The organism is Micromonospora sp. NPDC051924 (assembly GCF_055586005.1).
The window spans coordinates 1-24618 of the sequence record NZ_JBVJJA010000071.1; the positions used below are offsets into that span (position 1 = coordinate 1).

Sequence of the window (24618 nt, forward strand, 5' to 3'; positions counted from 1 at the left end):
TCGACGGCCGCAACGCCCGATCCGCCTGCTGCTGACGTCGTGCCATCAAACACCTCCACGATCACGAGGTGTTGCGACGATCAGTTGAATTCGCCTTGGGACCCGCGGTCGGTGTGCAGGATGCAGCCGGCCAGGTCACCGCGTCTGGCGGCGGCGTTGTCCAGTGCGGCGACGGCCAGGCGGGACTTCATTCGCGAGTCGATGGAGTAGCCCACGATCCGGTGGGACCAGACGTCCTTGATCGCGCACAGGTAGAGCTTGCCCTCGGCGGTGTGGTGTTCGGTGATGTTGGCCAGCCACAGCCGGTTCGGGCCGTCGGCGGTGAAGTCCCGCTGGACCAGGTCGTCGTGCACCGGCGGCCCGGCCTTGCCGCCCTTGCCGCGACGCTTGCGCTTGCCGAACGCGCTCCACCAGCCGTTACTTGAGCAGATCCGCCACGCGGTGCGGTCGGCCATCGGCTGCCCCGCATCACGAGCCTCGTCAACGAGGAATCGGTAGCCGAACTCCGGATCATCACGGTGGGCGTCGAACAATGCGTTGGCCCGGTACGCCGCGACCTGCTCAGCGGTGGTGACGGGTCGGGCCAGCCACCGGTAGTAGGGCTGGCGAGCGATCTTCAACACCCGGCACGTCACCGCCACGGGGATCCCGTCAGCGGCCAGCTCGCTCACGAGCGGGTAGAGCCTTTTGCTTGGATCCGCTGCTGCGTCATGTTGCTGACGATGTGATCGGCAACGTGCTTGTGGCGGATGTCGGGCTGCGGTGGCTGTACCACCCCTATGACGGGGGCATGGACGTGATCCTGCCCTCAATGGCCGAGCGTGATGCCTTGCAGCACCGGCATCGCGACTGGCTGTCCGCGCACCCGACGGGCCTATAGCTGGTGCGGCGCGAACGCTTGGGCGAGGGCGGTCTGGGCCGATGGTCACGTTCGTGGAGGTGGTCAGTCGCCGGAGTATCCAGAGAAGTGGATGTGGTCGGGCTGGCCGTCACGGTAGCTGATCACATATGTACCGAACCAGCGCTCCCGCAAACCCCCGCCGGCCTTCATCCACTCCTGGACCTGATCTGACGGCGGCGTCGTGCTACCGAAGGCCTTGATCAGCTCTTCGCTGGTTAGCGGGGACACCCTTGCGAAGCCGGGGCGATCGGACACCCCGTTGATTATGTCGATGATCGAATGTGTGCCGGAGTGCGGTTGCGCGGCCAACAGGGTGTCCGGGTCGACGGGCACCGGGCGGCGTTTGCGTTCCCGCCAGTCCTCGATGATCGCGTCGTTGAAGCCGTCGTCGTCGTTGCGCGGATCCAACTGCGCCCGAAACTCCTCCTCCGTCAGGTCCAGGTCGGAGCCGCCCTCGGCGGGCTCCCGGTAGTACTCGCCGCGGTCGTACACCTCTTGGCGCAGCTGTTGGAGGGCAGCGCCCACGTCGTCCTGGTAGGCCACCATGTACCGCCACTCCGAAGCGCCCATCGATTCCCCTTCCTCGGCCATCCATGGGACGGCATCGTGGCATGGGCATGCGACACTTCGCGTATCCGCGCGCCGGCCCTGGCCATTCACCGCGATGGTTGGGCAGAATCAAGTTTGCGCCCGGTGCTGATCGAGGCGGGGCGATCGTGCCATAGGTTGCCGATGTAGATGACGACAGCGTCCGGCGGTGGTGCCGGTTGCAGCGCCGATGCCGGCTCGACGTCGGCGTACAGCCACATCTGGTGAGGTGTCCAGTTCAGGATCCCGCCGGTCTCGCGGGAGCCGCGATAGGCGCAGCGGTCGGGCTGGAGCGGCAACCGCGCCTGCGGAGGTGTTCGACGAGCCGGGTCACGGTCGTTGTTTGGTCGGCATTGTCGGTGGCTGTCACCAGGAACTCGGCTGTGCAGTTGCCGCTGCTGCCGCCATCGGCGCAGGTGTCGGCCGACACCAGCCGCAGCGATGTCGGCAGTGGGAGGACCTGTCGTCGCGGGCAGGGAACCGCAGCTTGCCGTCGCCGTCGGACCCGACGACGCCGAGCCCGCAGCCGCACACCTGACCAACGCGGCCAGGCACACGACGCCGACCAGCAACCACAACGCGAACCAGTCGAGCCACGGCGCGGCTATCAGGCTGCGGGGCCACTGCGAGACAGCGAACACGGCGGCCAGCACCGTAATGAGGACGACGCCGACAGCCGCGCCGACGGCACGGCCGCTACGGGTGCCACACGCCCAGGCACCGACCACGACCAGGCCGCAGGTCGCCGCCACTACAGCGGCTGGAGGCGCACCCTGCCCGAGCGGCAGCACCACAAGCCCCGCGCCGCCGGCACTCAGCCACCAACGCCAGCCGTTGCCCGCCACCATCGCCACGATGAAACCTAAGATCATCACCAAGGTCGTTGACAACCAGCCTTACAACATCATTTGCGTAGCAGCTCCTGACCATCGGAGATCTGCCACCTGCTGCCGTGGTCACACTAGCGGCGTCGCGGATGGCGGCGCGGGCGTCGTGCAGGCCGGTGTTGTCGGTGATGTCGAGGAGACCGGCTTCGCCGAGTAGTTGGGTGGCGAAGAGGCGGTCCCGCAGGGCGTGTTCCACGACGAGGTTTTCCAGTTGTCGAGGGGAGAGCCGCCGCACGGCTTCGAGATAATGGGCGTGTTCGGGCTTACCAGGGGCGGCGCCAGGTGGGGTCGCGGCGCCCGAGAAGGCGGTACCGGCGTGGAACGCGGTGAGTGCGGTGGCGACCGCGTGGGCACAGAAGTCGTCGCCGACGGTTCCGCAGTCGCAGTCGGTGGTGAAGAGGCCGTCGACGATTCCGATCCAGGGTTGGAAGACGCCGTCGTGGCTGTGGACGACGGCTTGGACGCCGCCGCCGGCCGGTTCGAGTTCGCCGACGCTGTCGTTACTCAGCAGCCGTGCCGCGGCCTCGGCCACCGTGGTGGGGACGGATTCCCGAACGCGTCGATGTCGATGCGAACTGCCACGGGCGGGCACTCTACCGGCCAGGGTGGAGGCGGGCGGCGTCGAGCTTGGCCAGGAACGCCGGCCGGCGCCGGTGCTGTCCACGCAACTCGTCCAGGTACCTGGCGAACTGGTCGGTTTCGCCGGTGGCCGCGTACGCGTCACGCAGATGGCGGAGCAGTGTGATGGCTGTGTCGTAGCGGCGCTTGTCATGCGAGTCCAGCAGGTGGGCGTTGACGAGTGCCCGGTAGGGTTCGCGCACGTCGGCCGGATGGCCTTGTTGCCGGCGGTGCAGGAGTTCGATGCGTTGCCGGGTGGGCAGTTCGTCCAGGCGTGCGAGTCCGGTGTGCCAGGCCTCGTCATCACGGCCGGTGTGGTGCAGCGCGTCGATCAGGTGAGGCAGGTAGCCGGGCTGCTGGGCGACGCGGTCGCGTACCACGGTCAGCGCCCACTCGGTGTGGGTTTCGTTGCGGTCGGTCTCGACCACCGTCGCCAGCAGTGACCGAAGGTTGTCGATGGTCGGCTGCTTGTCGAACGCAGTCCGACGCTCGGCCACCGCGGCCCGCGGTTCGCCGGTCTCGATCAGCAGCCCTACCAGCAGGTCGCGCAGCCGCGCGGATTGGTGGCCGCTGGGGTGTTCGGCGAGTCCGCGTCGAGCCCAGTCGATTGCGTCGGCGGGTCGTCCCGCCTCGGCCAGCACCCGTACGGCACGCTCGTACTGGTCGGCGCTGACCAGGTGCTCCGCCAGCACGGCCACGTACCGGTCCACGTCGCCGGAGAGCTCGGCGAGCTGCTCGCGTAGGTGCCGTACCGTCCACTGCTGGTGCCGGTTGTCCGGATCCGCTACGGCGGCACGCTGCTCGACCAACCGGGTCACCTCGGCCAGGCCTTTCGTCCCGAGAGCCGGCGCCCATTCGCGCAGGATCACGTCCGGCCAGCCGGGACCGTCGCGGACGAGCCGGACCAGCCACGCGGCCAGGCCAGCGGGTCGTGGCGGTGCGGCCCGGCACGCCCGGGCGTAGAGCTCCATCAGATAGGCGAGGTCGTTGCCGAGGACCCCGGAGGAACTGTCCATGTACATCAAGGCGGTCGTCATCCGATCGACTGCCTTGCGCAGCACCGGCACCGCGACCGCCGCCTCACCCGCGTCGATCAGCCGGGCGCAGCGGTCCGCGACCTCACGCGCCGCCTGCGAGTAGGCCTGCCGGCCCGCGTACGGGTCACGACGGCGATCCCGCCGCAACCGGTCCACCAGCACAGTCAGCTCATTCTCGTTCCCTGCGCTCACCGGTACATCACACCAGAACGCCCGCGACGACCCAGGCGGGCTACGTGGTGTTCCGCGAACCTGATGCGGGCCACCGCCTGGTGCGGGCGGGTGGCCATCATGCCCCCTTGCTTCGTGCGCTAGGCCGGGTAGGCGGTGAGTTCCTCGCGCCACTGTGCGAAGCGTTTGCGCATCTCATTGATGTGAGCGGGGTGGGCACCGTAGGCGGCGAAACGTCGGTCCGGGTAGCGCTCCATCATGCCGAACAGGTCCGCCAGGATGCGCCGGTCGAACCCCGCGTCGGATTGTTCGGCCAGCTCGCACAGCCGCGTCCGGGTGTAGCGGCCGGTCATGAGCGCCGCGTCGATGTCCAGGAAGTCTCGGGGCTCGGCGCGCGTATACAGGGCGGACATCTTGCCCGCGACGACGTCGTCGGCGTGCAGCACCGGCCCGACGTCCATCATTACCGGTGGCAACGCGCGCCAGTTGGCTGCCAGTTCGACCTTGTACGGATGCTCAGGTTGAGCGGGATCGGTGACCGCGAGCCGGGCGAAGGTGTCGAACTGCTGCGTCACCTCGACGGAATACCCGCTGTCGCGGTAGCCGTCGACCACGGCGTCCACTGCTGCGGCGAACTCGCCGCGTCGCTCCCACGCCGTGAACAGGTCGATGTCCTCGCTCGGGCGGTCCAGGATGCCGTGGGCCTGTACGGCGTAGCCGCCGGCCAACGCGAATCCGTAGCGGGCAGCGACCCGCAGTCCGATCTCCGCCAAGCGGAGGTGAACCTGATCCACCCTTACCCGGCCAGCGTCTGCGGCGGCGTGGTCAGCTCGGGAAAGCGTGCCTGCCACACCGCCCGCAGGCGGGCCGGGAGCCACAAGCTGGGCCACAAACGGCGCAAAGTCGGGCCGTGCAACCATCGGCGCAAGTCGTCGAGCGAATTGGCCTGGTTCAGCACCGTCTGGTACATCAGCTGCAGATCACCGGCGTCGTCCAGGTCGTAGGTGCTGTCGCCGGACCAGTCCAGCCACCGATCAAGCGTTACCACCCCGCGTACTGGACCGCGCAGGTCGGACAGGGAAGCGGCCACCACGAAATGCCGCTGGTCCACGTACCGCGACCCAGGCGGTGCACCACTGCCGCTGGCCATGTCTCTACCTCCTGCCCCGATCGTACGTGTGAGCGGCGTCGCCGGCTGGCACGACATCGACCTGCCGGCCATCTGACCTTCCGGGCTCGGCCGGCCGCCTGACGGTCATCGCCAAGGGCGAACTGCCCGCCCGCCGATCACCACATCGGCGGCCGGGCGCCTGCCAGGTGAACGCCTTACCCGGAAACCGGACTGCCGCCGCCCGCGCGGGTTTGACTTCTCGCGCTGGCCGTCGGCAGCCTCCGGTCGGCCATCCCGGGCCGCGGTCCGTTGGTGTCCGAGCCGACGGGGCGGGCGGACAGGGTGGCGCTGGGCACTGCCCACCTTGCGGAAGGATACGCTCGCGGCTGCCCGGGCCAGATGTCGTGGAGGTGACCTTGGCACGCCTGCTGCTGACCGAGGACGAGGAGTCCGTGCGCGTGGCGGTGGGCACACGGTTGTTCGTCCAGGCACGGGCCCACCTCAATCGCGGCGAGCTGGTCGACGTGCGGTGGGATCCGCAGGCCGGGCAGGCTCATGCCCGGCTCCGTGGCGACCTGCCCGGCACGGTGACCGCCGTCGCGTCCACCGATCCGAGTGGCGACATCACGGCGGTGCGGGGATCGTGTAGCTGCGGTGACGATCCGGGCTGCGCCCATCCGGCCGCGTTGATCCTCGCCGTCGTGTCGGCCCGAGGTGTGCCCCGTCCGCGGGCCGTGGCGGCACCGCCGGCGTGGGAGACCGCGCTGTCCCCGCTGGTCGGTGCGGCGCCCGAGCCTTTCGCCGATCCGGAGTCGGACCGTGCTGGCGTCGGGTTGCAGTTTGATCTCGCGGCTGCCGGGCAGGCCGGCGCGGAATCGTCTTGGCGGATCGCCCTGCGCCCTGTGGTGCCAGGTCGCAGCGGGTGGGTGCGGTCGGGGATCTCCTGGTCGAATCTCAGTTACGCCTGGTACGGGCAGCCGAGGCGGGTGCAGCGGCACTGGCAGCTCCTCAAGGAGATCCTGGCGCTGTCCACGGCAGCCGATGACGGGCACTACTACAGCGGCTACCAGCAGACGGTCTACCTGGACGCGTTCGCGAGCAGGCGGATCTGGGACCTGCTCAGCGAGGCTCAGGAGACCGGGTTGCCGATGGTGCAGGCCGGAAAGGCGGCCGGGCGGGTCGTCGTGTGCCGGGAAGCGGCGCGGGTGTCAATACGGGTCGGCCGGACCAGTGACGGCCTGCTGCTCGTACCAACCTTGCTGGCCGACGGCATGCTGGTCGCCCCGGATTCGTCCCTGCTGGTGGGCCAGCCGGTCCACGGCGTCGCCTGGTGGGGCGTGCGGGGCCAGGATGCCCCGCGGCCACGGGACAGGGTGCTGCGGCTCACGCCGCTGGAGCGGCCGCTGGAGCCGGGCATCGCCAGCATGCTGGCAAAGCCGGCGATCCAGGTTCCCGCTGACGACGAGGCACGGTTCTTCGAGCAGTACTATCCGAGCCTGCTACGGCAGGCGGAAATGGTAGCGGTGGATCCGTCGGTGCGGTTGCCCGATCTCGGGGCGGCGGCGTTGACGTTGACGGTGAACCACATGACCGGGCATCGACTCTCGCTGAGATGGGAGTGGGTGCTGCCGGTCGGTGACGGCCATCATCGGGAGCCGCTGCGGGCGCTCGCACCCGTCGCGCACGCCGCCGACCGGGAGAAGGTGGTGCGGCGGGTGACCGACATGGTCGCCGACCCGGCGCTGGGCTTGCTGGAGTCAACGCCTGCAGGGCCGCAGCTGGCGGCCGCCGCCGACGTGGCCGGCGACGCGATGATCCGGTTCCTGAACGACGTCCTGCCCCGGCTGACCGATATCGACGGCGTCGACGTCGTCACGCAGTTCGACGACGCGGGCCCCGCGTACCAGGAGACGCTGCAGGCCCCGGTCTTCACGTTCGCCGGCGCAGACACCAGCGGGCAGCCGGACTGGTACGACCTGTCGGTACAGGTGACGGTCGGCGGTGAGCAGGTGCCGTTCGACGAGCTCTTCGTCGCGCTCGCCGCTGATCAGCAGTACCTCATCCTGCCCAGCGGCACGTACTTCAGCCTCGACCGTGCCGAGTTCCGCCAGCTACGCGACCTGATCGCCGAGTCCCGCGCGTTGGACGACCCGCCGCCCGGGGTCCTGCGGGTCGGGCGCTTCCAGGCCGGGCTGTGGCAGGAGTTGGCCGAGCTCGGCGAGGTTACCGGCCAGGCCGCGGCCTGGCAGGAGGCGGTGCGCTCACTGTCCGAGGCGGGCAGCCGCGTCGAGCATCGGACCCCATCGGGGCTGAAGGCCACGCTACGCCCGTACCAGCAGGGCGGGTTCCGCTGGCTGGCCGCCCTGCACCAGCACCGACTCGGCGGGGTCCTCGCCGACGACATGGGCCTGGGCAAGACCCTGCAGGCATTGGCCCTGATCTGCCACGTCCGGGAGACCGGCGGTCCGCGGGCGCCGTTCCTGGTCGTCGCCCCCGCCAGCGTCGTGCACAACTGGGCGAGCGAAGCGTGCCGGTTCACACCGGACCTCGTGGTCGCCACCATCACCCAGACCCGCGCGCGTCGCAACGCGACCCTCGCCGACGCGGTCCGCGGTGCTGATCTGGTGGTCACCTCCTACACCCTGTTCCGACTCGAGTTCGAAGCCTACGAGGCCCTCGACTGGGCCGGGCTGATCCTCGACGAGGCCCAGTTCGTCAAGAACCCCCACTCGCAGGGATACCGCTGCGCGAAGCAACTCCCGGCACCGTTCAAGCTCGCCATCACCGGCACGCCGATGGAGAACAACCTCCTCGAACTGTGGTCGCTGTTGTCCATCACCGCGCCTGGTCTGTTCCCCCGCGCGGACCGGTTCACCGACCACTACCGCACTCCGATCGAGAAGGCCCACGACCCGGAACGGCTCGCCCAGCTACGACGGCGGATCCGGCCGCTGATGCTGCGCCGCCGCAAAGCCGACGTGGCCGCCGACCTGCCGGACAAGCAGGAACAGGTCATCGAGCTGGACCTCAACCCGAAACATCGCAAGGTGTACCAGACCTACCTGCAGCGGGAACGGCAGAAAGTGCTCGGACTGCTCGGCGACCTGCAGCAGCATCGGTTCGAGATCTTCCGGTCACTGACCCTGCTGCGACAGGCCAGTCTCGACGTCGCCCTGGTCGACCCGAAACACCGTGCTGTGTCGTCAACCAAACTGGACGTGCTGGCCGAGCAAGTCAGCGATCTCGTCGCCGAAGGCCACCGGACCCTGGTGTTCAGCCAGTTCACCCGCTTCCTGGGCGCTGCCCGGAAGCGGTTGGAAGCAGCTGGCATCCGCTGCTGCTACCTCGACGGGTCCACCTGCGACCGGGCGACGGTGCTCGCCGAGTTCAAGAACGGTACGGCGCCGGTGTTCCTGATCAGCCTCAAGGCCGGCGGTTTCGGGCTGAACCTGACCGAGGCCGACTACTGCATCCTGCTCGACCCGTGGTGGAACCCCGCCACCGAGGCGCAGGCCGTGGACCGCGTGCACCGTCTCGGGCAGACTCGCAACGTGATGGTGTACCGGTTGGTCGCCAAGGACACGATCGAGGAGAAAGTGATGGCGCTGAAGGCCCGCAAGGCCGAACTGTTCGGTAGCGTCCTCGACGGCGGTGATTTCGCGTCCGCGCAGCTGACCGCCGCCGACATCCGAGACCTGCTCGAGTAGTGCACCTCGCGGCGGGCCTCACGCCGGTCGCGGCGGCCGAGCGGAGTGCCGACCGCAGCGAGCAGCGGTGATTAGCACCCCGGCCAGCGGCTGCTTCTCCACAGTGCCCGTTGACTGCTATAGCATTACGGCATGAGCACCCATGCTAAGCATGGGCGCCGCAAGTTTGTGTACGAATCCCCCCTCGGACACCAGTACGAACGATACAGGCTTTGGGCCGCTGACCTGGCAGAACTCAGGTTAGCGGCCTTGATCGTTTCTCGGGCTGTTTGCCGCCAGGGGATCACCACGGGATCACGGGCCCTGAACCGTGCCGTCCGCCGCAGCGGCCGGCGCGATCTTGTGTCCGGCGAGCGATCCGGCTACGGTCCCACCGTTACGCATATAGGTGCGTCGGCGGCGGAGCCCGCAGGACACCGGGTCGAGGCCGCCGCGTTCACGTGGAGGACCGGTGGCGCAGATCGAGAAGAGGCAGTACGACGGCGGCAAGGTCACCCGCTGGCGGGTGAAGTGGCGCATCGGCGGCACGGGCAAGTGGGACGGCCAGCAGTTCGACTACCAGGTGGACGCCAAGCGGTTCAAGGCGCTCGTCGACGCCGCCGGCAACCACCGGCCGACGCCGGAGCAGCTGGCCGAGCACGGGTTCGCGCACCTGGTGCCCGCCGGCGTGGCCGCCCCGGCGCCCGAGCCGGCCGAGGGCGTGCTGACGTTCTGGGCGTACGCCGAGGAGTGGCTGGGCCAGCTGGTGAAACCGCACCCGGAGACGGTGCGCAAGTACCGGGAGCGCTTGGAGAAGCACGTCTTCCCGCGGCTGGGCGACCGGCAGATCGCCGAGATCACCCGGCGGGAGATGCGCGAGTGGCAGCAGGGCCTGCGCGACGCCGGCCTCTCGGCGAAGACGATCGCCAACATCCGGCGCATGTCATGCTTGATCAATGTCAAGCCAACCCTTTGCTGACACCCCGCAGCCCCCATACGTTGCCGTGATCTTCACGTCTACCCGCACCGACGGCGACCACGGATACGCAGCGATGACGGCGTCCGTGGAAGCCCTCGCCAAGGAGCAGCCGGGATTCCTAGGCATCGAGTCGGCGCGGGATAGCCTCGGGATCACGGTGTCCTACTGGGCGGATCAGCAGGCGGCACGCCGCTGGAAGCAGGTGGCTGCGCATCTGGTGGCTCAGCGACGCGGCCGCGAGGCCTGGTACCAGGACTACCGCGTACGAGTGGCCACGGTCGAGCGCGACTACAGCATGCGTTCGTCCGCAATCGAAAGCCATCCTTGATGGCCGGTGAACCGCGCAAGCCGGTTGTACCCATCTCGGCTAGAAGCGGACGCCGAGCGACTCGCCCCGCTGGGTGGTGCTCGTTACACAACGTTACCGATCACCCAGTGGCCGATCCCGGCCACCTGATGTTGCGCCAACTACTGACGAAGATTCAGTGCCATAGACCTCCGAAGATCACACGAAGACGCCCGGTTCGAACTGCTGGTCGCCGAGCCCGCCGTCCGTACCGAGATCCGCATCGGCTACGCAAGGGTGTCCACCAGCGGACAGAAGCTCGACCGCCAGATCGACGCCCTCACTGCGTCGGGCTGCCGCCGGATCTTCGCCGACAGGAAGTCGGGGAAGAACGACCTGCGGCCCGAGCTGAAGGCGTGCCACGCTTTCCTCGCCGCCGGTGACACCCTGGTGGTCCCCGAGCTGGCCCGCTACGGCCGCTCCCTCCAGGACCTGATTACCATGGTTGGCGAACTGGGCAAGCGGGAGATCGGCTTCACCTCGCTGCACGAGCGCCTGGACACCACCGCGCCCGGCGGCCGGCTCCTTCCACGTCTTCGCCGCGCTCGCCGAGGTCATCCGCGAGCTGATCGTCTCCGGCACCCGCGAGGGTCTGGCCGCCGCCCGCGCCCGCGGCAAGGTCGGAGGCCGCCCCACCGTGGTCAACGCCGACATCATCCGGGCCGCCCGCGACATGCTGCCCAACCCCGAGCACTCGATCACCTCGATCGCCAAGCTCCTCGGTGTCAGCCCAGGCACTCTCTACAACCACATCCCCGACCTGCGCGAACTCCGCGCGAGCCGCATCCCGGCCCAGCTCGAAGCGGGCACCCGGTGATCCCCGGGCCGCACCGGATGGCCAAAAACTTCCGAAGCTGCCGCGAAGTGACAAGTAGCTCTCTTTAGCCGATCTGACGTTCCCTGTCCTGACTTCCAGTGTTCTGGCCCTGCCTCTGTTGTGCCCGATGCACGCCGAACGGTTACCTCGGCGCCTTCGGGCCCGTCATGACCATGACGGAATGTGCGCAAGGAAGGTAACAACATGACCGGATCAGGTCCGCACGAAGCACTGGCGGGAGCCTTCGAACAGCAGCGCGAGCGCCTGGTGGCGGTCGCCTACCGGATGCTCGGGTCGCGGGCGGACGCCGAGGACGCGGTGCAGGAGGCGTGGATCCGGCTGGCGCGGCAGGACGCGGCCGCGATCGACAACCTGGCCGGCTGGCTGACCACGGTGGTCGGCCGGGTCTGCATCGACGTGCTGCGTTCGCGCACGACCCGGGCCAAGCTGTCGTACGAAGACCGGCTGCCCGAGCTGGTGGTGACCGTGGACGGCGGGGCGGCACCCGAGGACGACGCGATGCTCGCCGAATCGGTCGGGCTGGCACTGCTGGTGGTGCTCGACACCCTCACGCCCACCGAACGGCTGGCGTTCGTCCTGCATGACATGTTCGCGGTGCCCTTCGCCGAGATCGGCGAGATCATCGGCCGGTCCACCGACGCGACCAAGATGCTCGCCAGCCGGGCCCGCCGGAAGGTGCAGGGCACACCGCGGCCGGAGCAGGAGCCGCGGCGGCAGCGCGCCGCGGTCGACGCATTTCTTGCCGCGGCGCGGAACGGGGACTTCGAAGGGCTCGTACGGCTGCTCGATCCGAAGGTGACCTGGCGCACGTACCACCCGCAGGGCGTGATGACCACGGTCGGGGCGGCCGAGGTGGCCGGTCCGATCCTGCGCGGCATCCGGTCGATGACCTCGGTGCTCCCGGTCCTGGTCAACGGCGAGCCCGGGTTCGTGGCCTGGGGTGCGAAAGGCAAGGTGCTCGGCGTGGTGGCGTGCACCGTGGTCGACGGCCGGATCGTCGAGCTCCTGACCGTGAGCGACCGCAAGCTCCTGGACACCCTGGGTCTGCCCGCGCGACCCGAGTAGCGCGCGTCTGTCGCATGGGTTGTTACGTCTTGGCGGGGGCTTCGTCGTAGTGGTGCAAGCATCCGAAGACGAAGGAGATCGAGATGGAAACCCGGATCAACCCCATGGTCAACGAGGTCGGGTCGAAGTGGGCCAAGTACATCATCTCGTCGAACAAGGTCATCACCGACTCGGCACTGCCGAAGGCGGTGCAGGAGCTGGTGAAGATCCGCGCCAGCCAGATCAACGGCTGCGGCGGCTGCCTCGACATGCACACCAAGGACGCCGCAGCCGCCGGCGAGAGCATGGTGCGGATCAACTTGGTCGGTGCATGGCGGGAGACGACCGTCTATACCGAGGCGGAGCGGGCGGCGCTGGAACTCACCGAGCAGGGCACCCGCCTCGCCGACTCCATCGGCGTCACTGATGAGGCGTGGGCGAACGCGGCGAAGCACTTCGACGCGGATCAGCTGATGGCCCTGGTGGCCCTGATCTGCGTGATCAACGCCTTCAACCGGCTGAACGTGATCACGCGGACGCCCGGCGGCGAGTACCAGCCCGGTCAGTTCGGCTGACGCGGACATTCCCCCTCAGACTCGCGGGCGGGCCCGGGACGACCTGGGGTCCGTTCGGCACCCCCCGACAATCGGCCAAGGACAAAACTCATGAACATCGCACTATGGATCGTCGCCGGATTACTGGCCGCCGCCTTGCTGGTCAGCAGCGCCAAGCTGTTCGTGCCCAAGGAGAAGATGGCCAGCTTCGGCGCCGCATCCCGATGGGTCGAAGACTTCAGCCCCGGTGCTCTCAAGGCCATCGGAGGCCTCGAGCTCCTGGCCGCGGTGGGACTGATCCTGCCCGCCGTACTCGGCATCGCGCCGGTTCTCGTTCCGTTGGCCGCTACAGGTGCGGTGCTGCTGTTTGTTGGCGCGATCATCACGCGCCTCCGTCGTAGCGAGAGAGCAACGGTCGTGGGCGACGTGGTCTATCTCGCCCTGGCCGCTTTCGTGGCGTGGGGCCGCTTCTTCGGCCCCGAGTCCTTCATCGGCTGATGCCCTCGCGTGCGGGGTCGGGGCGGCAGTCCCCGACCCCGCAGGCCGTCCCTGGGTGTGAGGTTCGCCGTCGGTGACGTGGTTGGTGTACACAAAAAGCGAAACTAGGTCCGGTGGCCGACGCCTGGGCGGTCGTCCGCGAAGCAAACCGGGCTCGCCAGCCCACGCACCTCACCCCCGTGCCACCTGTGGAGACTTCCTGACCGAACAGCTGGGCTCCACCGCACAACGAGAAGTGGGCTTCATGATCTACCGCGTACGTCGCATTGCCTCCGGAGAATGGCGCGAGTTGAGAGCCATCCGGTTGGAGGCGCTTCGGGAGTCACCAAACGCGTTCAGCACCTCGCTCGCCGAGGCGGCCGCCTTCAGCGACACCGTCTGGCAGCAACAGGCGGCCCACGAGGCCAGCTCCGCCTCGTCGGCGACATTCGTTGCTTCCGACGAGGCAGGAGACTGGGTGGGGACGGCTGCCGCCGAGCCGCTTGCGGAAGTTCCCGACCACGCCCACGTCCACGCGGTCTACGTCCGCCCGCCGTACCGCGGCCCGGCTGGACCCGCCGCTGCCCTGATGGCTGCGGCGATCCGCTTCGCCCGCGACCACACCGACGCCGCGTGGCTGACTCTCGGCGTCCACGAGGACAACCTCCGCGCCCGGGCCTTCTACCGCAAGCTCGGGTTCGCCGAGACCGGCAAGGCGGTGCCCTACGTCCTGAGCCCGTCCGAGAAGGTGCACATCATGGGCTACCAGGAGTTCCGCAGCGTTCCAGAGCCATGCTGATCACCCCCGACCTCGCCGACCACCGAGTCGTCATCCCCGCGGCCGGCCGCGACTTCGGCCGCGCCCTCGCGATCCGCTTCGCCGACCTCGGCGCGGAGGTGTACCTGTCGGCCCGCAACCATGCGGCAGTCGGCTCCCTTGCGTTGAGCGTCGCCAAGATCAGAGGCAGACTTGAGCAGTGAAGTCACCGACCCGGCCTGGCTCGTGGCTGCCTCCGAAGTCGGCGTTCGCCCGGTTTCGGTTCCCGACCGAGGTGATCATGGTCGCGGTGCGCTGGTATCTGCGGTTCAACCTGTCCTATCGGGACGTTGAGGAGTTGCTGGTTGAACGTGGCGTGAAGGTCAATCACGTCACCGTCTACCGGTGGGTGCAGCGGTTCACGCTGCTGCTGGCCGACGCCGCCCGATTCTCCCGCCACTCGCCAGGCGACAGGTGGCACGTCGACGAGACCTACGTCAAAGTCAACGGGGTGTGGCGGTACGTGTACCGGGCGGTCGACCAGTACGGGCAGGTCATCGACGTGCTGGTCTCGGCCCGCCGGGATGCCGGTGCGGCTCGGCGGTTCTTCCGACGGGCGCTGTCGACGCTGAAGGTGACGCCCAACGAGGTGGTCACGGATGCCGCGCCGGTCTACCCCGGCGTGCTCGACGAACTGATCCCGTCCGCGTGGCACCACGTTGAACGGTACGCGAACAATCCGATCGAAGCTGATCACAGCCAGTTGAAACACCGGCTGAGACCGATGCGCGGACTACGAACGGACAAGACAGCGCAGGTGATCATCGCCGGCCACGCGTTCATGCAGAACCTCCGACACGGCCACTACGAACTCGCCATCGACACCCCGCCGTCCACGCGGGTCGCTGCTGCGTTCACCGAACTCGCCCAAGCGATCTGACCGCGGACCCGGCACGGGTTCAACACATCCGCCGATCCGATAACGCAACGGCGCCCCGCGGCCTGCAACTGGCGCACGTGCCCGTGCGTGAAGGTCCGCAGGAACGACCCCAGCGTCGACGGTGCGTACACGCTCGTGAACAGCGACCGCATGCCGCCGTGCCGGGCGATGTCGAGGTCATCGATGCTGTCCGCGTCGGCGAGCATCCCGGCCACGATCGTGGCGACCTTGCCGGCCGCGTTCGCGCCCTTGTCCGTCGGCAAGCTCACCCGATCGGCGACCGCGTCGTGCAGACCGGCCTGCTCGGCAAGCCGCATCACCGGCACGAGACCGGCACACGACACCAGATTCGGATCATCGAACGTCACGGCCGTCACCGGCGCGCCATAGCGTAATCTCACCTACGAGGTGCCCTCTCGAACCGGGTGATAGAAGCGTCGTAACTCCTATCCTTCCAGTTCAGAGGGCACTTTCTATATCCGGGGTCCGGTCGAGCAGACCTTCATCGGTGGATCGAGGCTAAGCAGGCGCCGGCGTCCAGGGCGGCTCGGTAGCGTTCCAGCCTTGCGTCGCATTCGTTGATGATCGCCTCGGCCGCCGTGCCTCAGCAGCAGTGCGGCCCGCGCCGGGACGACGCACGACCGAACCGGGAATATAGGTGAGTACGTCCGCAGCCATCTCGGTAGTTTTGGCGGATGCCCCCACAGATTCCGCATCCCGAACCCGGTGTGCCGGACACGAGAGGGCCGATGCGGTACGTCTGGTGGCTGGTTCGCTGCCAACCCCGGCGGGTGCTGCGCGGCACCGTGGTCGGCACGGCGTGGATGATCGGGCTGTCGGTCCGGCCGTACCTGGTCTCCCGCGCCGTCGACGACGGACTGCGCGCGCACGACACCCGAGCCCTGCTGCTATGGGTCGCGGCAATCGTCGTCGCGGGGGTGGGGCTGTCGTACCTGGGCATCATGCGGCACCGCACGATGACCTTTGTCCGAGAGGACGCTACAGCCCGCTCCGCGGCGGTCCTGCTGCACCAATTGTCCCGGATCGGCGCGGTGCTGCCGCGCCGGCTCGCCGCGGGGGAAGTCGCCACCGTCGGCGGCTCCGACATTGGCTACACGTCGCAGGTGCTGACGATGACTGGCCCGGGCGTCGGCGCGATGATCGCGTACGCGGTCATCGCTGTCGTGCTGTGGTCGGTTTCCCCGTTGCTGGCGCTGTGCGTGCTGCTGGGCGTGCCGGCGATCGCGCTGATCATCGGACCGTTGCTGCGCCGCCTCGAACGGGCGGAGTCCGTCTACCGGCACCAGCAGGGCGTCCTCACCACCCGGGCCGGCGACATCGTGGCCGGGCTGCGAGTGCTGGCCGGGGTCGGCGGCCGCGGCCTGTTCGCCCGCCGGTACGCCGCCCGCTCCCAGGACCTGCTCGCCGAGGGCTACCGGGTCGGTGCCGTCTACAGCTGGATCGACGCGTTGACGGTCGCCATACCGGGGCTGTTCCTCGCGGCCGTGGTGTGGCTCGCGGCTCGGATGGCGGTCGCCGGCGACATCACGGTCGGGCAGATGGTCGCCGTCTACGGATACGTGGCGACGCTCATCGTGCCGGTTTGGTTCCTGCTCGAGGGAAGCTACGGGGTGATCCGGGGCCGGGTCGCCGCCCGTCGCATCATCGCCCTGCTCAACCTAACCCCGGACCACGTCGGTGGCCCGACCCCGCAGGACGTGGGCGGGCCGGGAAACGTACCCGGTGCCCGCCGGCCGCTAGCCAGGTCCGCACCGGTACGGCCCGCAGACCTGCACGACCCCGCTTGCGGACTGACCGTGCGCGACGGTCGGGTGACCGGCGTGGCCGCCGACGACCCGGCCGAGGCCATCGCCTTGGCCGACCGGCTCGGGCGCTACGTTGTCAGCGACGTGACCTGGGGCGGCGTGCCGCTGACCGGGATCGCACTCGACCAGGTACGCGCCCGGATCCTGGTCGCCGACCACGACTCCTACCTCTTCGCCGGGACCCTACGTGACATCCTGCGTGGCCGGGAGTCGAGCGCCGACGGCCCGGCCGGGAACGGCGACGGCCGCACCCTGGCAGGGAACGGTGACACCCTCGCCCAGACGGGAGGCGCTGACCACCGGATCACGGCGGCCCTGCGTATCGCGTCGGCGGAGGACATCGCCGACGCGCTGCCGGACGGGCTCGGCACCCCGATCGACACCCGGGCCCGCACGCTCTCCGGCGGCCAGCGACAACGGGTACGGCTGGCTCGGGCGCTGCTCGCCGAACCTGAGGTGCTGATCCTCATCGACCCGACGTCGGCGGTGGACGCGCACACGGAGGCGCGGATCGCCGAGCGGCTGCGCGTCGCGCGGGCTGGGCGAACCACCATCGTGCTCGCTACGTCACCGTTGCTGCTCGGGCACGCCGATACGGTCGCGCATCTGAGCGCGGGTCGGATCGTCGCCACCGGCACGCACGCGGAACTGCTAGAACAGGACCGGGGCTACCGGCAGTTGGTGGCCCGGGGCAGCGACGACCTCGACTTGGAAGACTTCACCGGGCCCAAGGGGGCGTTGCGGTGAGCCGGTTGCCGGTAGCGGACCGTGCGGCCGTCCGACGGGAGATGCTGGACCTCGTCGGCCGGGAACGGCGCGCGGTCCTGGTCGTGCTGGTGTTGCATGGTGCCGCCGCGATCGCCGGACTCGCCGCGCCGTGGCTGCTCGGCAGGATCGTCGACCAGGTTGCCGCCGGCGGGGGCGTCGCCACCGTGGACCGCTTGGCGATGGCGATCGGCGGATGCGTTCTGGTGCAGGCGCTGCTCTCCCGGTATGCCCAGTACGCCGGTCACCGGTTCGGGGAGCGGGCGGTCGCCCAGCTGCGTGAGGAGTTCATCCGCAAGACGCTCGGCCTGCCCGTCTCCGTGGTGGAGCGGGCCGGCTCCGGGGACCTCGCCACCCGCAGCTCCGTCGACGTGTCAACCGTCGGGACGACCGTCCGCGACGTCGTGCCCACCATCGTCATTGCGTCGGCGCAGCTGACGCTGCTGTTCGGGGCGATCTTCCTGCTGCACCCGATGCTCGGCCTGGTCGCGCTGGCCGGGCTGCCGCCGATCTGGGCGGCGAGCCGCTGGTACCTACGGCGGGCCAGCTCCGCCTACCTCGCCGAGGGCGCCGCCACCGCGGAGCTGACCGAGACGCTGACCACCACCGCCGAGGGCGCGCGCACCGTGGAGGCGCTGCGCCTCACCGACGAGCGGATTGTCCATGGCACCGAGCGCATCGCCCGAGTGTGGGCCACCCGCCGGGCGACGCTCGCGTTGCGGACCGTGTTCTACACGGTGGTGGAGGCCAGCTATCCGTTGCCGATCGCCGCAGTGCTGCTGGTCGGCGGATTCTTCCTGTCCGAGGGGATGGTCTCGCTCGGTGAAGTGGTCGCCGCCGCGCTCTATCTTCAGCAGGCGATCGAGCCGTTGGACCGTATCCTGCAGTGGACCGAACAGGCGCAGCGCGGCTTCGCGTCATTCGCCCGCGTGCTCGGCGTCGGTCAGGTGCCACCGGAGCTGTCAGGCAAGGCCTCCGCGCCAGCAGGGGAACGGCTCGTCGTGCGCGGCGTCCGATTCTCGTACACCGACGGCCACGACGTCCTGCACGGCATCGACCTGGAGGTACGGCCCGGCGAGCGGCTGGCCGTCGTCGGCCCGTCGGGCGCCGGGAAGTCCACCCTGGCCCGGCTGCTGGCCGGAATCGAAGCGCCGCGAGACGGCGTGGTCAGCATCGGCGGCTGCCCGATCACCGACCTGGATCCCGCCGAGCGCCGCCGCCGGATCGCCCTGGTTACCCAGGAACACCACGTCTTCATCGGCTCTGTGCGCGACAACCTCGCCTTCGCCGCGCCGGACGCGTCCGACGAACAGATGCAAGCCGCGCTGGTCGCGGTCGGCGCCGACTGGTACTCCGAGCTGCCCAGCGGCCTCGACACGGAACTCGGCGACGGGGCCAGGCAACTCGGGGCGGCCGATGCGCAGCAGCTCGCGCTGGCCCGTCTAGTGCTCGCCGACCCGCACACGCTGATCCTCGACGAGGCGACAGCCGCGCTGGATCCGACGACCGCCCGGCGTACCGAGCGCGCGCTGGCGGCCGTGCTCACCGGCCGGACCGTCATCGCGATCGCGCACCGGCTCAACACCGCGCACGACGCCGACCGGGTCGCCGTGATGGAGGACGGCCGGATCACCGAACTCGGCAGCCACCACGAACTCGTCCGGGCCGACGGGGCCTACGCCTCCCTCTGGCGCTCGTGGCACACCTGAGAGGTTTGTGCAGCAACGCCAACCTGCGGATTTCCGTTTCCGCAGGTCACGGCCGGTGCGGCGTCCTGCTTGACACCGAAGAGGTCACTGGCTCGATCTTAATATCGCCTATCATGGATGTAGCTAGTGTCATGCGCCAGAAATTCGCCTACAAAATCGGGCGAGTGATTCGAGGATCTCTTCGGCGGTCTTGGTCCAGATGAAGGGGCGTGGATTGCTGTTCCAGTCGGCGATCCACCCTCGGATGTCCGCCTCCAGGGCCTGGACGCTCTTGTGGGCGCCGCGGTGGATCTTCTGCTCGCTGAGGTAGCCGAACCAGCGTTCGACCTGGTTGATCCATGACGAGCCGGTCGGGGTGAAGTGCATGTGGAAGCGGGGATGCTTGGCCAGCCAGGCGCGGATGGCCGGGGTCTTGTGGGTGCCGTAGTTGTCGCAGATCAGGTGCACGTCCAGTTCGGCCGGCACGGTCTTGTCGATCGTGGTCAGGAACTTCTTGAACTCGGTGGCGCGGTGCTGGCGGTGCAGTTCGCTGATGACGGTGCCGTCGGCGACGTTGAACGCGGCGAACAGGCTGGTGATGCCGTTACGGGCGTAGTCGTGGGTGCGCCGTTCCGGCATGCCCGGCATCATCGGCAGCACCGGCTGGGAGCGGTCCAGGGCCTGGATCTGAGACTTCTCGTCCACGCACAGCACCACGGCCCGTTCGGGTGGGTTGTGGTACAGCCCGACGACGTCGACGACCTTCTCGACGAACTGCGGGTCGGTGGACAACTTGAACGTGTCGGCTCGGTGCGGCTTCAGGCCGAAGTCCCGCCAGATCCGCCCGATCGTGGACTTGGACAGCCCGGACCGCTCGGCCATGGACTTGCGTGACCAGTGGGTGGCATTGCGCGGTGTCTGCTCCAGGGTGGCGACCACGACTTCTTCGACCCGGTCCAAAGGGATCGACGGTGGTCGGCCCGGCCGCTGCTCGTCGATCAACCCGTCCAGGCGTTCCGCCAGGAACCGCCGCCGCCACTTGCCCACAGTGGACAGATGCACGCCCAGATCTCTTGCCACGTCGGTGTTCGAGGCGCCATCCGCACACGCCAGGATGATCTTCGCGCGCATGGCCAGGACCTGCGCAGACTTCGCCCGCCGTGACCAGCGCACCAGCATCGCGCGCTCCTCGTCGGACAACACCAGCGGCATGGTGGGACGCCCGGTCCTCGGCATCCCCTCACCCTACACCCACTTATGAGGCGAATTTCCGGCGCAGCGCACTAGTGCCGTGACCACGAACGTTCACGGTGTTGGATGACACGCCGTCCCGCCGTCCCGCCTGTCGGCTGAGCGGCGTGGTGGCGGTCAGGCTGTGGCGGTGGCAGAACCCGTTCGCGTTCGGCGGCTCAGTGACCAGGAAGGTCAGCAGCTGCTCAGAATCACCCGCCGGGAAACCGGTTCACCGATCCGGTTACGGCGGGCGATGGTCGTGCTCGCCTCGGCCGGTGGGAATACAGTGCCGGCGATCGCCCGTCTCGTGCAAGCCGATGAGGACACGATCCGGCAGGTCATCCACCGGTTCAACGAGATGGGGATGGCCAGCCTGGACCCTAATGGGCCTTACCGGGAACCTCGCGGCATCGCTTCTTGATGTTGCTGCGCAGCGCCAGCAACAGCGCCGCGAGCGGGTCGAACACGGTCAGCGAGGTGAAGTACCACATCAGCCACATGGGCATAGACGGGCTTGGACCACCCGGCCGGACCCCGAGCACGTCGCCCAGGTGAACAATCCCGCCGTACGCAAAGACACAGACGGCGGCGATCACCACAACCCGAACCCACCTGGGCGCTGCGGCTGGCCGGGACTCGTAGAAGGTCCCGTCGCGGAGCATGGCGAACAGGACATCGACCCGGCGCCTGGCCAGACACAGGAGTGCCTGGGTGTGCCGTTTGCCCTGACCGATCTTCTTGTCGTAGTAGGCGCGGGAGGCCGGGTCGCTGAGCGAGGCGAACGCGGACAGGAAGAACGCCCGTTTCAGCTGCTTGTTGCCCCGGCGGGACGGTTGCTCGCCGCGTATGGAGGAGCCGGAACTGCGGGTCGCGGGGGCGAGCCCGGCGTAAGAGGCGAGGTGGGCGGCGGTCGGGAAGGCAGTCGCGTCACCGACGTCGATCAGGACCCGGGCACCGGTCCTGGTCCCGATGCCGGGCATGGACGTCAGGATCTTGGACAGCGGGTGCTTGTCCAGCAACTCCTGGATCCGCTTCTCCAGGAGCTTGCGCTGGTCGAGGGCGGCCCGCAGTGAGCCGGCCAGGCTCGGCACGATCAGCGTGGCCGCCTCGGTGCCTGGGACGACCACGGTCTGCTCGTCGAGCGCGGTGAGGATGTCCTCGACGAGGCGCTCGAACATGCGCGGGGCCAAGGGCCGGGCGACGCTCTGCAGGCGCCGGCGGCCGGCCTTGCGCAGGGCGGCCGGTGAGCCGAACCGCTCCAGCAGGGCCAGGACCGCCGGGTGGTCCAGTCGCGGTCCCAGCACGCGTTCCAGGTGCGGGTGGATCTGCGTGAGCAGACCGCGCAGGCGGTTGGCGATGCGGGTCGCCTCGCCGGCGAGGTCGTCGTCGAAGCCGACGATCATCTCCAGCTCGGCGATGGTTTCGTCGGTGACCTCGATGCCGCGCAGGGTGAACGGCATGGTGCGGGCGGCGTCCGCGATGACCGCCGCGTCGCGGGCGTCGGTCTTGGCCTCTCCGGGGTAAAGGTCGGCGATCCGGCGCATCGTCAGACCGGGCAGGTAGGCGACCCGGCAGCCGGCGTCCCGGGCCACCGCCAGTGGCAGGGCGCCGATGGAGGCGGGCTGGTCGACCACGACCAGGACGGTGCCGTGCTTCGCGGCGAGCTTGTCCAGCACGGCCCGCATCTTGGGCTCGCTGTTCGGCAGTCGCTTGTCGAAGACCCGCTTGCCAGCCCGGGTCACCGCGGTTCCGTGGTGCTCGCCCTTGCCGACGTCCAAGCCCAGGAAGACGTCCACATCGCCGGTGTCGATCACGCTGATCCCTTACGAGGTCGTGCTGTCCCGGCCTCGTTGGCGTGGCATCAGTCGCCGGCATCCACGTTACGAAGAGCCTCCCAGCACGCTGGTGGTCCTGCCTCTATCAGCGGTCTACCGATGCCTCCGGCCCGGTGACACCACCCCCCGGATCATGCGAACTACAGGGGGGAACAGTCATGCCGGACCGGAGGCCGGGAGCCCCCATTGCGGGGGCCACGAAGACGGTAACGGGGGGGGGGGGGCTGGTCGTTGTGCTGGCGCTGTGTGGCCTGGCCGCGCAGATAGCTTCGAAACCGTCGCCCAGCACCGCGGACGAATTCGGGTGTACGGACAACGATTACCGGTTGGCCGAGCAGCTGGTACGAGACCCGGTACTCACTCCTCTTGCACCGCGCACCACTATCGGCAGCATCGATCAAAAGCCGTGCAGGGATGGCAGCCTCTGGATGGCGACCATGCAGGTCGACATCGGCCTACCCCCGGGCCCGATGGATCCAGTCATCGACCACTACCGCGCCTTGTTGGCAGCGAGTCATTGGCGGACCGTGCGCGTGCCAGGGACCGTACCCGTTCCAGAGGGCGAAGAGCTGTTGTGCGCCGAGCGGGTCACAAGCGGGAAACGAGTGGTCTTCTCCATATGCAATGGCCTCTATACGCCAGGCCCCGACACCGACGGCGAGCTTCGGATTTACATCGAATGGTCGCTCGATGGGGAGGAGTCGCACTGCTGAGCCTGGCGGGGGTAATTCAGCTGGCCGCGTGTCAGCCACCTGCCAGTAGCCGGTGCGCCGAGGGGCACGAGCGGTAACCTAGTCCGGCGACGAGCAGGCGTTTCGGGCATCCCGGGGCGGTGATCCTCGTCCTTCCAATCTGACGGTGCTGGCGCAGGGGTGCGAGAAGCAGAGCGAGGCGAACCTCTCCGAACTGCCTAGACATGGTCTTGGAATTTACGGATCAGATGCCCTGGTTGATCAAGCGTCTCCTCGTCCGTCACTGCTGAGGGCCCAGGTGACGCGTTGTTGGCCCTCTGCCGGGCAGCGCAAGCAGCGACGGCTGATCTTGACGATGTGCGCGTCGGGTGCTCCGCCAGCGATGCGTCAGCGGGCTGGCTGCAGGACTCGTTTGGCCCTTTTCGCGCGTTGCCCTGCCTGACCTGAATCGCGACGGCCTCGCCCATGAGCTGGTCGTGCCCGGCGATGACCCGGGTCGTACCGGCCCCGACCGCGGTGCAGTGCGCCGCCGTCAGCACCGCGTTGGGGGCAATGACAGTGCCGGTGCACCAGCCGACGCCGGCATTGTTGCCCAGGTAGGTGACGACGCCGACGATCCACGGGTACTGCGAGGCGCTGACGGTGCTGCCGCCGGCTGTCCCCGGGTCCGCGCCGATGGTCGTCGACTGGAATAGCGGACCCTTCTGACCTGAGGTGGGCGGGGTGAACGTTCCCGTCCGGAAGTGCGGCAGCTTGCTCGACCAGTCGGCCCTGGGCGCTCGCCGCGTCGTACGTTCCGCCGGTCAGCACGGCCTGACCGGCCGTGCCGGGCGCGACGGCCGCCGAGATCCGATCGAGGCCTGTATCGACGGATGTCGACTGGCCGCTGGGCTGGAAAAGTATCTTGCTTATAGAGCTCCGTGTATGCCGTCTTGGGACCCTTACCCATCGTGTCTGCCTGTAGACCGGAGGGTGACGGGTGAAGAAGAGAGCGCGGGGGCCCCTGATCGGGGGTCTGGCGTTGGCCTTGGTGGCCACGTTGGGCGGGATGGAGGTCCTACCGGACCGGAGCCCCGACCACACTGACAAGACAGCCAGCGCGAAGGACGATCAGGCTGGGTTTCTGTCCCGACTGGGTGAGGCCGCGCGCGGTCTGGCCGCCGGCGGCGGCTCCAGCCACGCTAAGCCTGAGGTGGTCAGTGCCGGGCTGTCGGTGAGCGAAAAGCCGCTGGCGGCGAAGAAGTGGCCGCCGCAGAAGCGGGTCAGGGAGCTGACCGGCAAGCGGACCGAGAACGCCAAGGTCTATCAGCTGTCGGACGGGCGGTTGCAGGCGGAGATCTCGGCGGTGCCGTTGCACTACCAGGACGGCAAGGGCGACTGGCAGCCGATTGACACTACGGTCCGCCCGGCGAACGAGCGCGGGTACGTGCAGGGCAACCGGACGAACTCGTTCACCAGCCTGTTTGGCGGCAGTTCGGACGAGCTGGTGCGGTTCGAGCGGGATGGCCGGAGCATCGAGTTGGGCCTGGCGGGCGCCGCCAGGGGTGTGGCGCCGAAGGTGTCCGGGTCGACGGTGACGTATCCGGGTGTGGCCGGTGGCGCGGACGTGGTCTACGACGTGACCAGCACCGCGTTGAAGGAGAAG

At 68.7% G+C, this 24618-nt stretch carries 25 protein-coding genes and 4 pseudogenes; 18 read left to right on the forward strand and 11 right to left on the reverse strand.

Annotated features, from left to right (window positions below):
- Positions 1–95: 95 nt before the first annotated feature.
- A pseudogene (locus ACZ6S5_RS32525) lies at positions 96–689 on the reverse strand (DDE-type integrase/transposase/recombinase); the annotation flags it as partial.
- 2 nt (positions 690–691) lie between these two features.
- Between ACZ6S5_RS32525 and ACZ6S5_RS32530 the strand changes: the two are divergent.
- Positions 692–880, forward strand: coding sequence for a DUF3885 domain-containing protein (locus ACZ6S5_RS32530; protein ID WP_466006091.1), 189 nt, complete (start codon positions 692–694; stop codon positions 878–880).
- 63 nt (positions 881–943) lie between these two features.
- On the opposite strand, the gene ACZ6S5_RS32535 is transcribed toward ACZ6S5_RS32530, so the two are convergent.
- Both ACZ6S5_RS32535 and ACZ6S5_RS32540 read right to left on the reverse strand, forming a co-directional pair.
- A complete protein-coding gene (locus ACZ6S5_RS32535) occupies positions 944–1492 on the reverse strand; it encodes a hypothetical protein (protein WP_466006092.1) in 549 nt (182 codons plus the stop codon).
- A 65-nt stretch (positions 1493–1557) separates the two neighbouring features.
- Positions 1558–2343, reverse strand: coding sequence for a hypothetical protein (locus ACZ6S5_RS32540; RefSeq protein ID WP_466006093.1), 786 nt, complete (start codon positions 2341–2343; stop codon positions 1558–1560).
- Between the two features lies 1 nt (position 2344).
- Here ACZ6S5_RS32540 and ACZ6S5_RS32545 point away from each other — a divergent pair, with 1 nt between their 5' ends.
- Positions 2345–2533: a hypothetical protein gene (locus ACZ6S5_RS32545; RefSeq protein WP_466006094.1), complete on the forward strand. Its 189-nt coding sequence runs from the start codon at positions 2345–2347 to the stop codon at positions 2531–2533.
- A 436-nt stretch (positions 2534–2969) separates the two neighbouring features.
- On the opposite strand, the gene ACZ6S5_RS32550 is transcribed toward ACZ6S5_RS32545, so the two are convergent.
- The 3 genes from ACZ6S5_RS32550 to ACZ6S5_RS32560 form a co-directional block, all read right to left on the reverse strand.
- On the reverse strand, positions 2970–4223 hold the full coding sequence (locus ACZ6S5_RS32550; RefSeq protein WP_466006095.1) for a DUF6880 family protein: 1254 nt from the start codon (positions 4221–4223) through the stop codon (positions 2970–2972).
- A 119-nt stretch (positions 4224–4342) separates the two neighbouring features.
- Positions 4343–4996 (reverse strand): nucleotidyl transferase AbiEii/AbiGii toxin family protein, encoded by a 654-nt coding sequence (locus tag ACZ6S5_RS32555; RefSeq protein ID WP_466006096.1) that lies wholly within the window; start codon positions 4994–4996, stop codon positions 4343–4345.
- Between the two features lie 2 nt (positions 4997–4998).
- Positions 4999–5352 (reverse strand): hypothetical protein, encoded by a 354-nt coding sequence (locus tag ACZ6S5_RS32560; protein ID WP_466006097.1) that lies wholly within the window; start codon positions 5350–5352, stop codon positions 4999–5001.
- Positions 5353–5519: 167 nt separating this feature from the next.
- Between ACZ6S5_RS32560 and ACZ6S5_RS32565 the strand changes: the two genes are divergently transcribed.
- The 3 genes from ACZ6S5_RS32565 to ACZ6S5_RS32575 all read left to right on the forward strand — a co-directional run bounded on the left by ACZ6S5_RS32565 (position 5520) and on the right by ACZ6S5_RS32575 (position 10306).
- Complete coding sequence (locus tag ACZ6S5_RS32565) at positions 5520–9020, forward strand: SNF2-related protein (RefSeq protein ID WP_466006098.1); 3501 nt, start codon at positions 5520–5522, stop codon at positions 9018–9020.
- A gap of 451 nt (positions 9021–9471) precedes the next feature.
- Positions 9472–9978, forward strand: coding sequence for a tyrosine-type recombinase/integrase (locus tag ACZ6S5_RS32570; protein ID WP_466006099.1), 507 nt, complete (start codon positions 9472–9474; stop codon positions 9976–9978).
- A 25-nt stretch (positions 9979–10003) separates the two neighbouring features.
- Positions 10004–10306, forward strand: coding sequence for an antibiotic biosynthesis monooxygenase family protein (locus ACZ6S5_RS32575; RefSeq protein WP_466006100.1), 303 nt, complete (start codon positions 10004–10006; stop codon positions 10304–10306).
- A 177-nt stretch (positions 10307–10483) separates the two neighbouring features.
- Here ACZ6S5_RS32575 and ACZ6S5_RS32580 read toward each other — a convergent pair whose 3' ends face one another.
- On the reverse strand, positions 10484–10687 hold the full coding sequence (locus tag ACZ6S5_RS32580; protein ID WP_466006101.1) for a hypothetical protein: 204 nt from the start codon (positions 10685–10687) through the stop codon (positions 10484–10486).
- Here ACZ6S5_RS32580 and ACZ6S5_RS32585 point away from each other — a divergent pair.
- The 8 genes and pseudogenes from ACZ6S5_RS32585 to ACZ6S5_RS32620 form a co-directional block, all read left to right on the forward strand.
- A pseudogene (locus ACZ6S5_RS32585) lies at positions 10595–10801 on the forward strand (recombinase family protein); the annotation flags it as partial. The gene ACZ6S5_RS32580 and the pseudogene ACZ6S5_RS32585 sit on opposite strands and share 93 nt — an antisense overlap.
- Positions 10770–11141, forward strand: a complete 372-nt coding sequence (locus tag ACZ6S5_RS32590) for a hypothetical protein (RefSeq protein WP_466006102.1) — start codon at positions 10770–10772, stop codon at positions 11139–11141. The pseudogene ACZ6S5_RS32585 and the gene ACZ6S5_RS32590, both read left to right, overlap by 32 nt.
- Positions 11142–11345: 204 nt before the next feature.
- The gene (locus tag ACZ6S5_RS32595; RefSeq protein ID WP_466006103.1) at positions 11346–12227 is read left to right on the forward strand and encodes a sigma-70 family RNA polymerase sigma factor; all 882 of its coding nucleotides are present in this window, start codon (positions 11346–11348) and stop codon (positions 12225–12227) included.
- Between the two features lie 83 nt (positions 12228–12310).
- On the forward strand, positions 12311–12781 hold the full coding sequence (locus tag ACZ6S5_RS32600) for a carboxymuconolactone decarboxylase family protein (protein WP_466006104.1): 471 nt from the start codon (positions 12311–12313) through the stop codon (positions 12779–12781).
- Positions 12782–12871: 90 nt separating this feature from the next.
- On the forward strand, positions 12872–13258 hold the full coding sequence (locus tag ACZ6S5_RS32605) for a DoxX family protein (protein WP_466006105.1): 387 nt from the start codon (positions 12872–12874) through the stop codon (positions 13256–13258).
- Between the two features lie 244 nt (positions 13259–13502).
- Entirely contained in the window at positions 13503–14036 is a 534-nt protein-coding gene (locus ACZ6S5_RS32610; RefSeq protein WP_466006106.1) for a GNAT family N-acetyltransferase, read from the forward strand.
- A complete protein-coding gene (locus ACZ6S5_RS32615) occupies positions 14030–14218 on the forward strand; it encodes a hypothetical protein (protein ID WP_466006107.1) in 189 nt (62 codons plus the stop codon). The genes ACZ6S5_RS32610 and ACZ6S5_RS32615 overlap by 7 nt, the downstream gene beginning before the upstream one ends.
- Before the next feature lie 26 nt (positions 14219–14244).
- A complete protein-coding gene (locus ACZ6S5_RS32620; protein ID WP_466006113.1) occupies positions 14245–14934 on the forward strand; it encodes an IS6 family transposase in 690 nt (229 codons plus the stop codon).
- 47 nt (positions 14935–14981) lie between these two features.
- Here the strand turns inward: ACZ6S5_RS32620 and ACZ6S5_RS32625 are convergent.
- Positions 14982–15335, reverse strand: a pseudogene (locus ACZ6S5_RS32625) (IS1380 family transposase); the annotation flags it as partial.
- Positions 15336–15683: 348 nt separating this feature from the next.
- Here ACZ6S5_RS32625 and ACZ6S5_RS32630 point away from each other — a divergent pair.
- Complete coding sequence (locus ACZ6S5_RS32630; protein ID WP_466006108.1) at positions 15684–17507, forward strand: ABC transporter ATP-binding protein; 1824 nt, start codon at positions 15684–15686, stop codon at positions 17505–17507.
- Between the two features lie 41 nt (positions 17508–17548).
- Positions 17549–19234, forward strand: coding sequence for an ABC transporter ATP-binding protein (locus ACZ6S5_RS32635; RefSeq protein WP_466006114.1), 1686 nt, complete (start codon positions 17549–17551; stop codon positions 19232–19234).
- Between the two features lie 129 nt (positions 19235–19363).
- Here the strand turns inward: ACZ6S5_RS32635 and ACZ6S5_RS32640 are convergent, their stop codons facing one another.
- Complete coding sequence (locus tag ACZ6S5_RS32640) at positions 19364–20449, reverse strand: IS630 family transposase (protein WP_466006109.1); 1086 nt, start codon at positions 20447–20449, stop codon at positions 19364–19366.
- A gap of 145 nt (positions 20450–20594) precedes the next feature.
- Here ACZ6S5_RS32640 and ACZ6S5_RS32645 point away from each other — a divergent pair, with 145 nt between their 5' ends.
- Entirely contained in the window at positions 20595–20867 is a 273-nt protein-coding gene (locus ACZ6S5_RS32645; protein ID WP_466006110.1) for a helix-turn-helix domain-containing protein, read from the forward strand.
- Between the two features lie 196 nt (positions 20868–21063).
- On the opposite strand, the pseudogene ACZ6S5_RS32650 reads toward ACZ6S5_RS32645, so the two are convergent.
- Positions 21064–22260, reverse strand: a pseudogene (locus ACZ6S5_RS32650) (IS110 family RNA-guided transposase); the annotation flags it as partial.
- Positions 22261–22607: 347 nt separating this feature from the next.
- On the opposite strand from ACZ6S5_RS32650, the gene ACZ6S5_RS32655 reads away from it, so the two are divergent.
- Positions 22608–22994, forward strand: coding sequence for a hypothetical protein (locus ACZ6S5_RS32655; protein ID WP_466006111.1), 387 nt, complete (start codon positions 22608–22610; stop codon positions 22992–22994).
- A 197-nt stretch (positions 22995–23191) separates the two neighbouring features.
- Here the strand turns inward: ACZ6S5_RS32655 and ACZ6S5_RS32660 are convergent, their stop codons facing one another.
- Positions 23192–23725, reverse strand: a complete 534-nt coding sequence (locus ACZ6S5_RS32660; RefSeq protein WP_466006115.1) for a trypsin-like serine protease — start codon at positions 23723–23725, stop codon at positions 23192–23194.
- Positions 23726–24012: 287 nt separating this feature from the next.
- On the opposite strand from ACZ6S5_RS32660, the gene ACZ6S5_RS32665 reads away from it, so the two are divergent.
- The coding region (locus ACZ6S5_RS32665) for a hypothetical protein (protein WP_466006112.1) at positions 24013–24618 on the forward strand (606 nt) is incomplete at its 3' end.

What these genes read in the sequence shown, in the direction of transcription:
- ACZ6S5_RS32535 (WP_466006092.1), bottom strand. Translation starts at nt 1,492, where the DNA reads ATGGCCGAGGAAGGGGAATCGATGGGCGCTTCGGAGTGGCGGTACATG.
- ACZ6S5_RS32545 (WP_466006094.1), top strand. Translation starts at nt 2,345, where the DNA reads ATGAAACCTAAGATCATCACCAAGGTCGTTGACAACCAGCCTTACAAC.
- ACZ6S5_RS32560 (WP_466006097.1), bottom strand. Translation starts at nt 5,352, where the DNA reads ATGGCCAGCGGCAGTGGTGCACCGCCTGGGTCGCGGTACGTGGACCAG.
- ACZ6S5_RS32595 (WP_466006103.1), top strand. Translation starts at nt 11,346, where the DNA reads ATGACCGGATCAGGTCCGCACGAAGCACTGGCGGGAGCCTTCGAACAG.
- ACZ6S5_RS32600 (WP_466006104.1), top strand. Translation starts at nt 12,311, where the DNA reads ATGGAAACCCGGATCAACCCCATGGTCAACGAGGTCGGGTCGAAGTGG.
- ACZ6S5_RS32605 (WP_466006105.1), top strand. Translation starts at nt 12,872, where the DNA reads ATGAACATCGCACTATGGATCGTCGCCGGATTACTGGCCGCCGCCTTG.
- ACZ6S5_RS32610 (WP_466006106.1), top strand. Translation starts at nt 13,503, where the DNA reads ATGATCTACCGCGTACGTCGCATTGCCTCCGGAGAATGGCGCGAGTTG.
- ACZ6S5_RS32615 (WP_466006107.1), top strand. Translation starts at nt 14,030, where the DNA reads ATGCTGATCACCCCCGACCTCGCCGACCACCGAGTCGTCATCCCCGCG.
- ACZ6S5_RS32630 (WP_466006108.1), top strand. Translation starts at nt 15,684, where the DNA reads ATGCGGTACGTCTGGTGGCTGGTTCGCTGCCAACCCCGGCGGGTGCTG.
- ACZ6S5_RS32635 (WP_466006114.1), top strand. Translation starts at nt 17,549, where the DNA reads ATGCTGGACCTCGTCGGCCGGGAACGGCGCGCGGTCCTGGTCGTGCTG.
- ACZ6S5_RS32640 (WP_466006109.1), bottom strand. Translation starts at nt 20,449, where the DNA reads ATGCCGAGGACCGGGCGTCCCACCATGCCGCTGGTGTTGTCCGACGAG.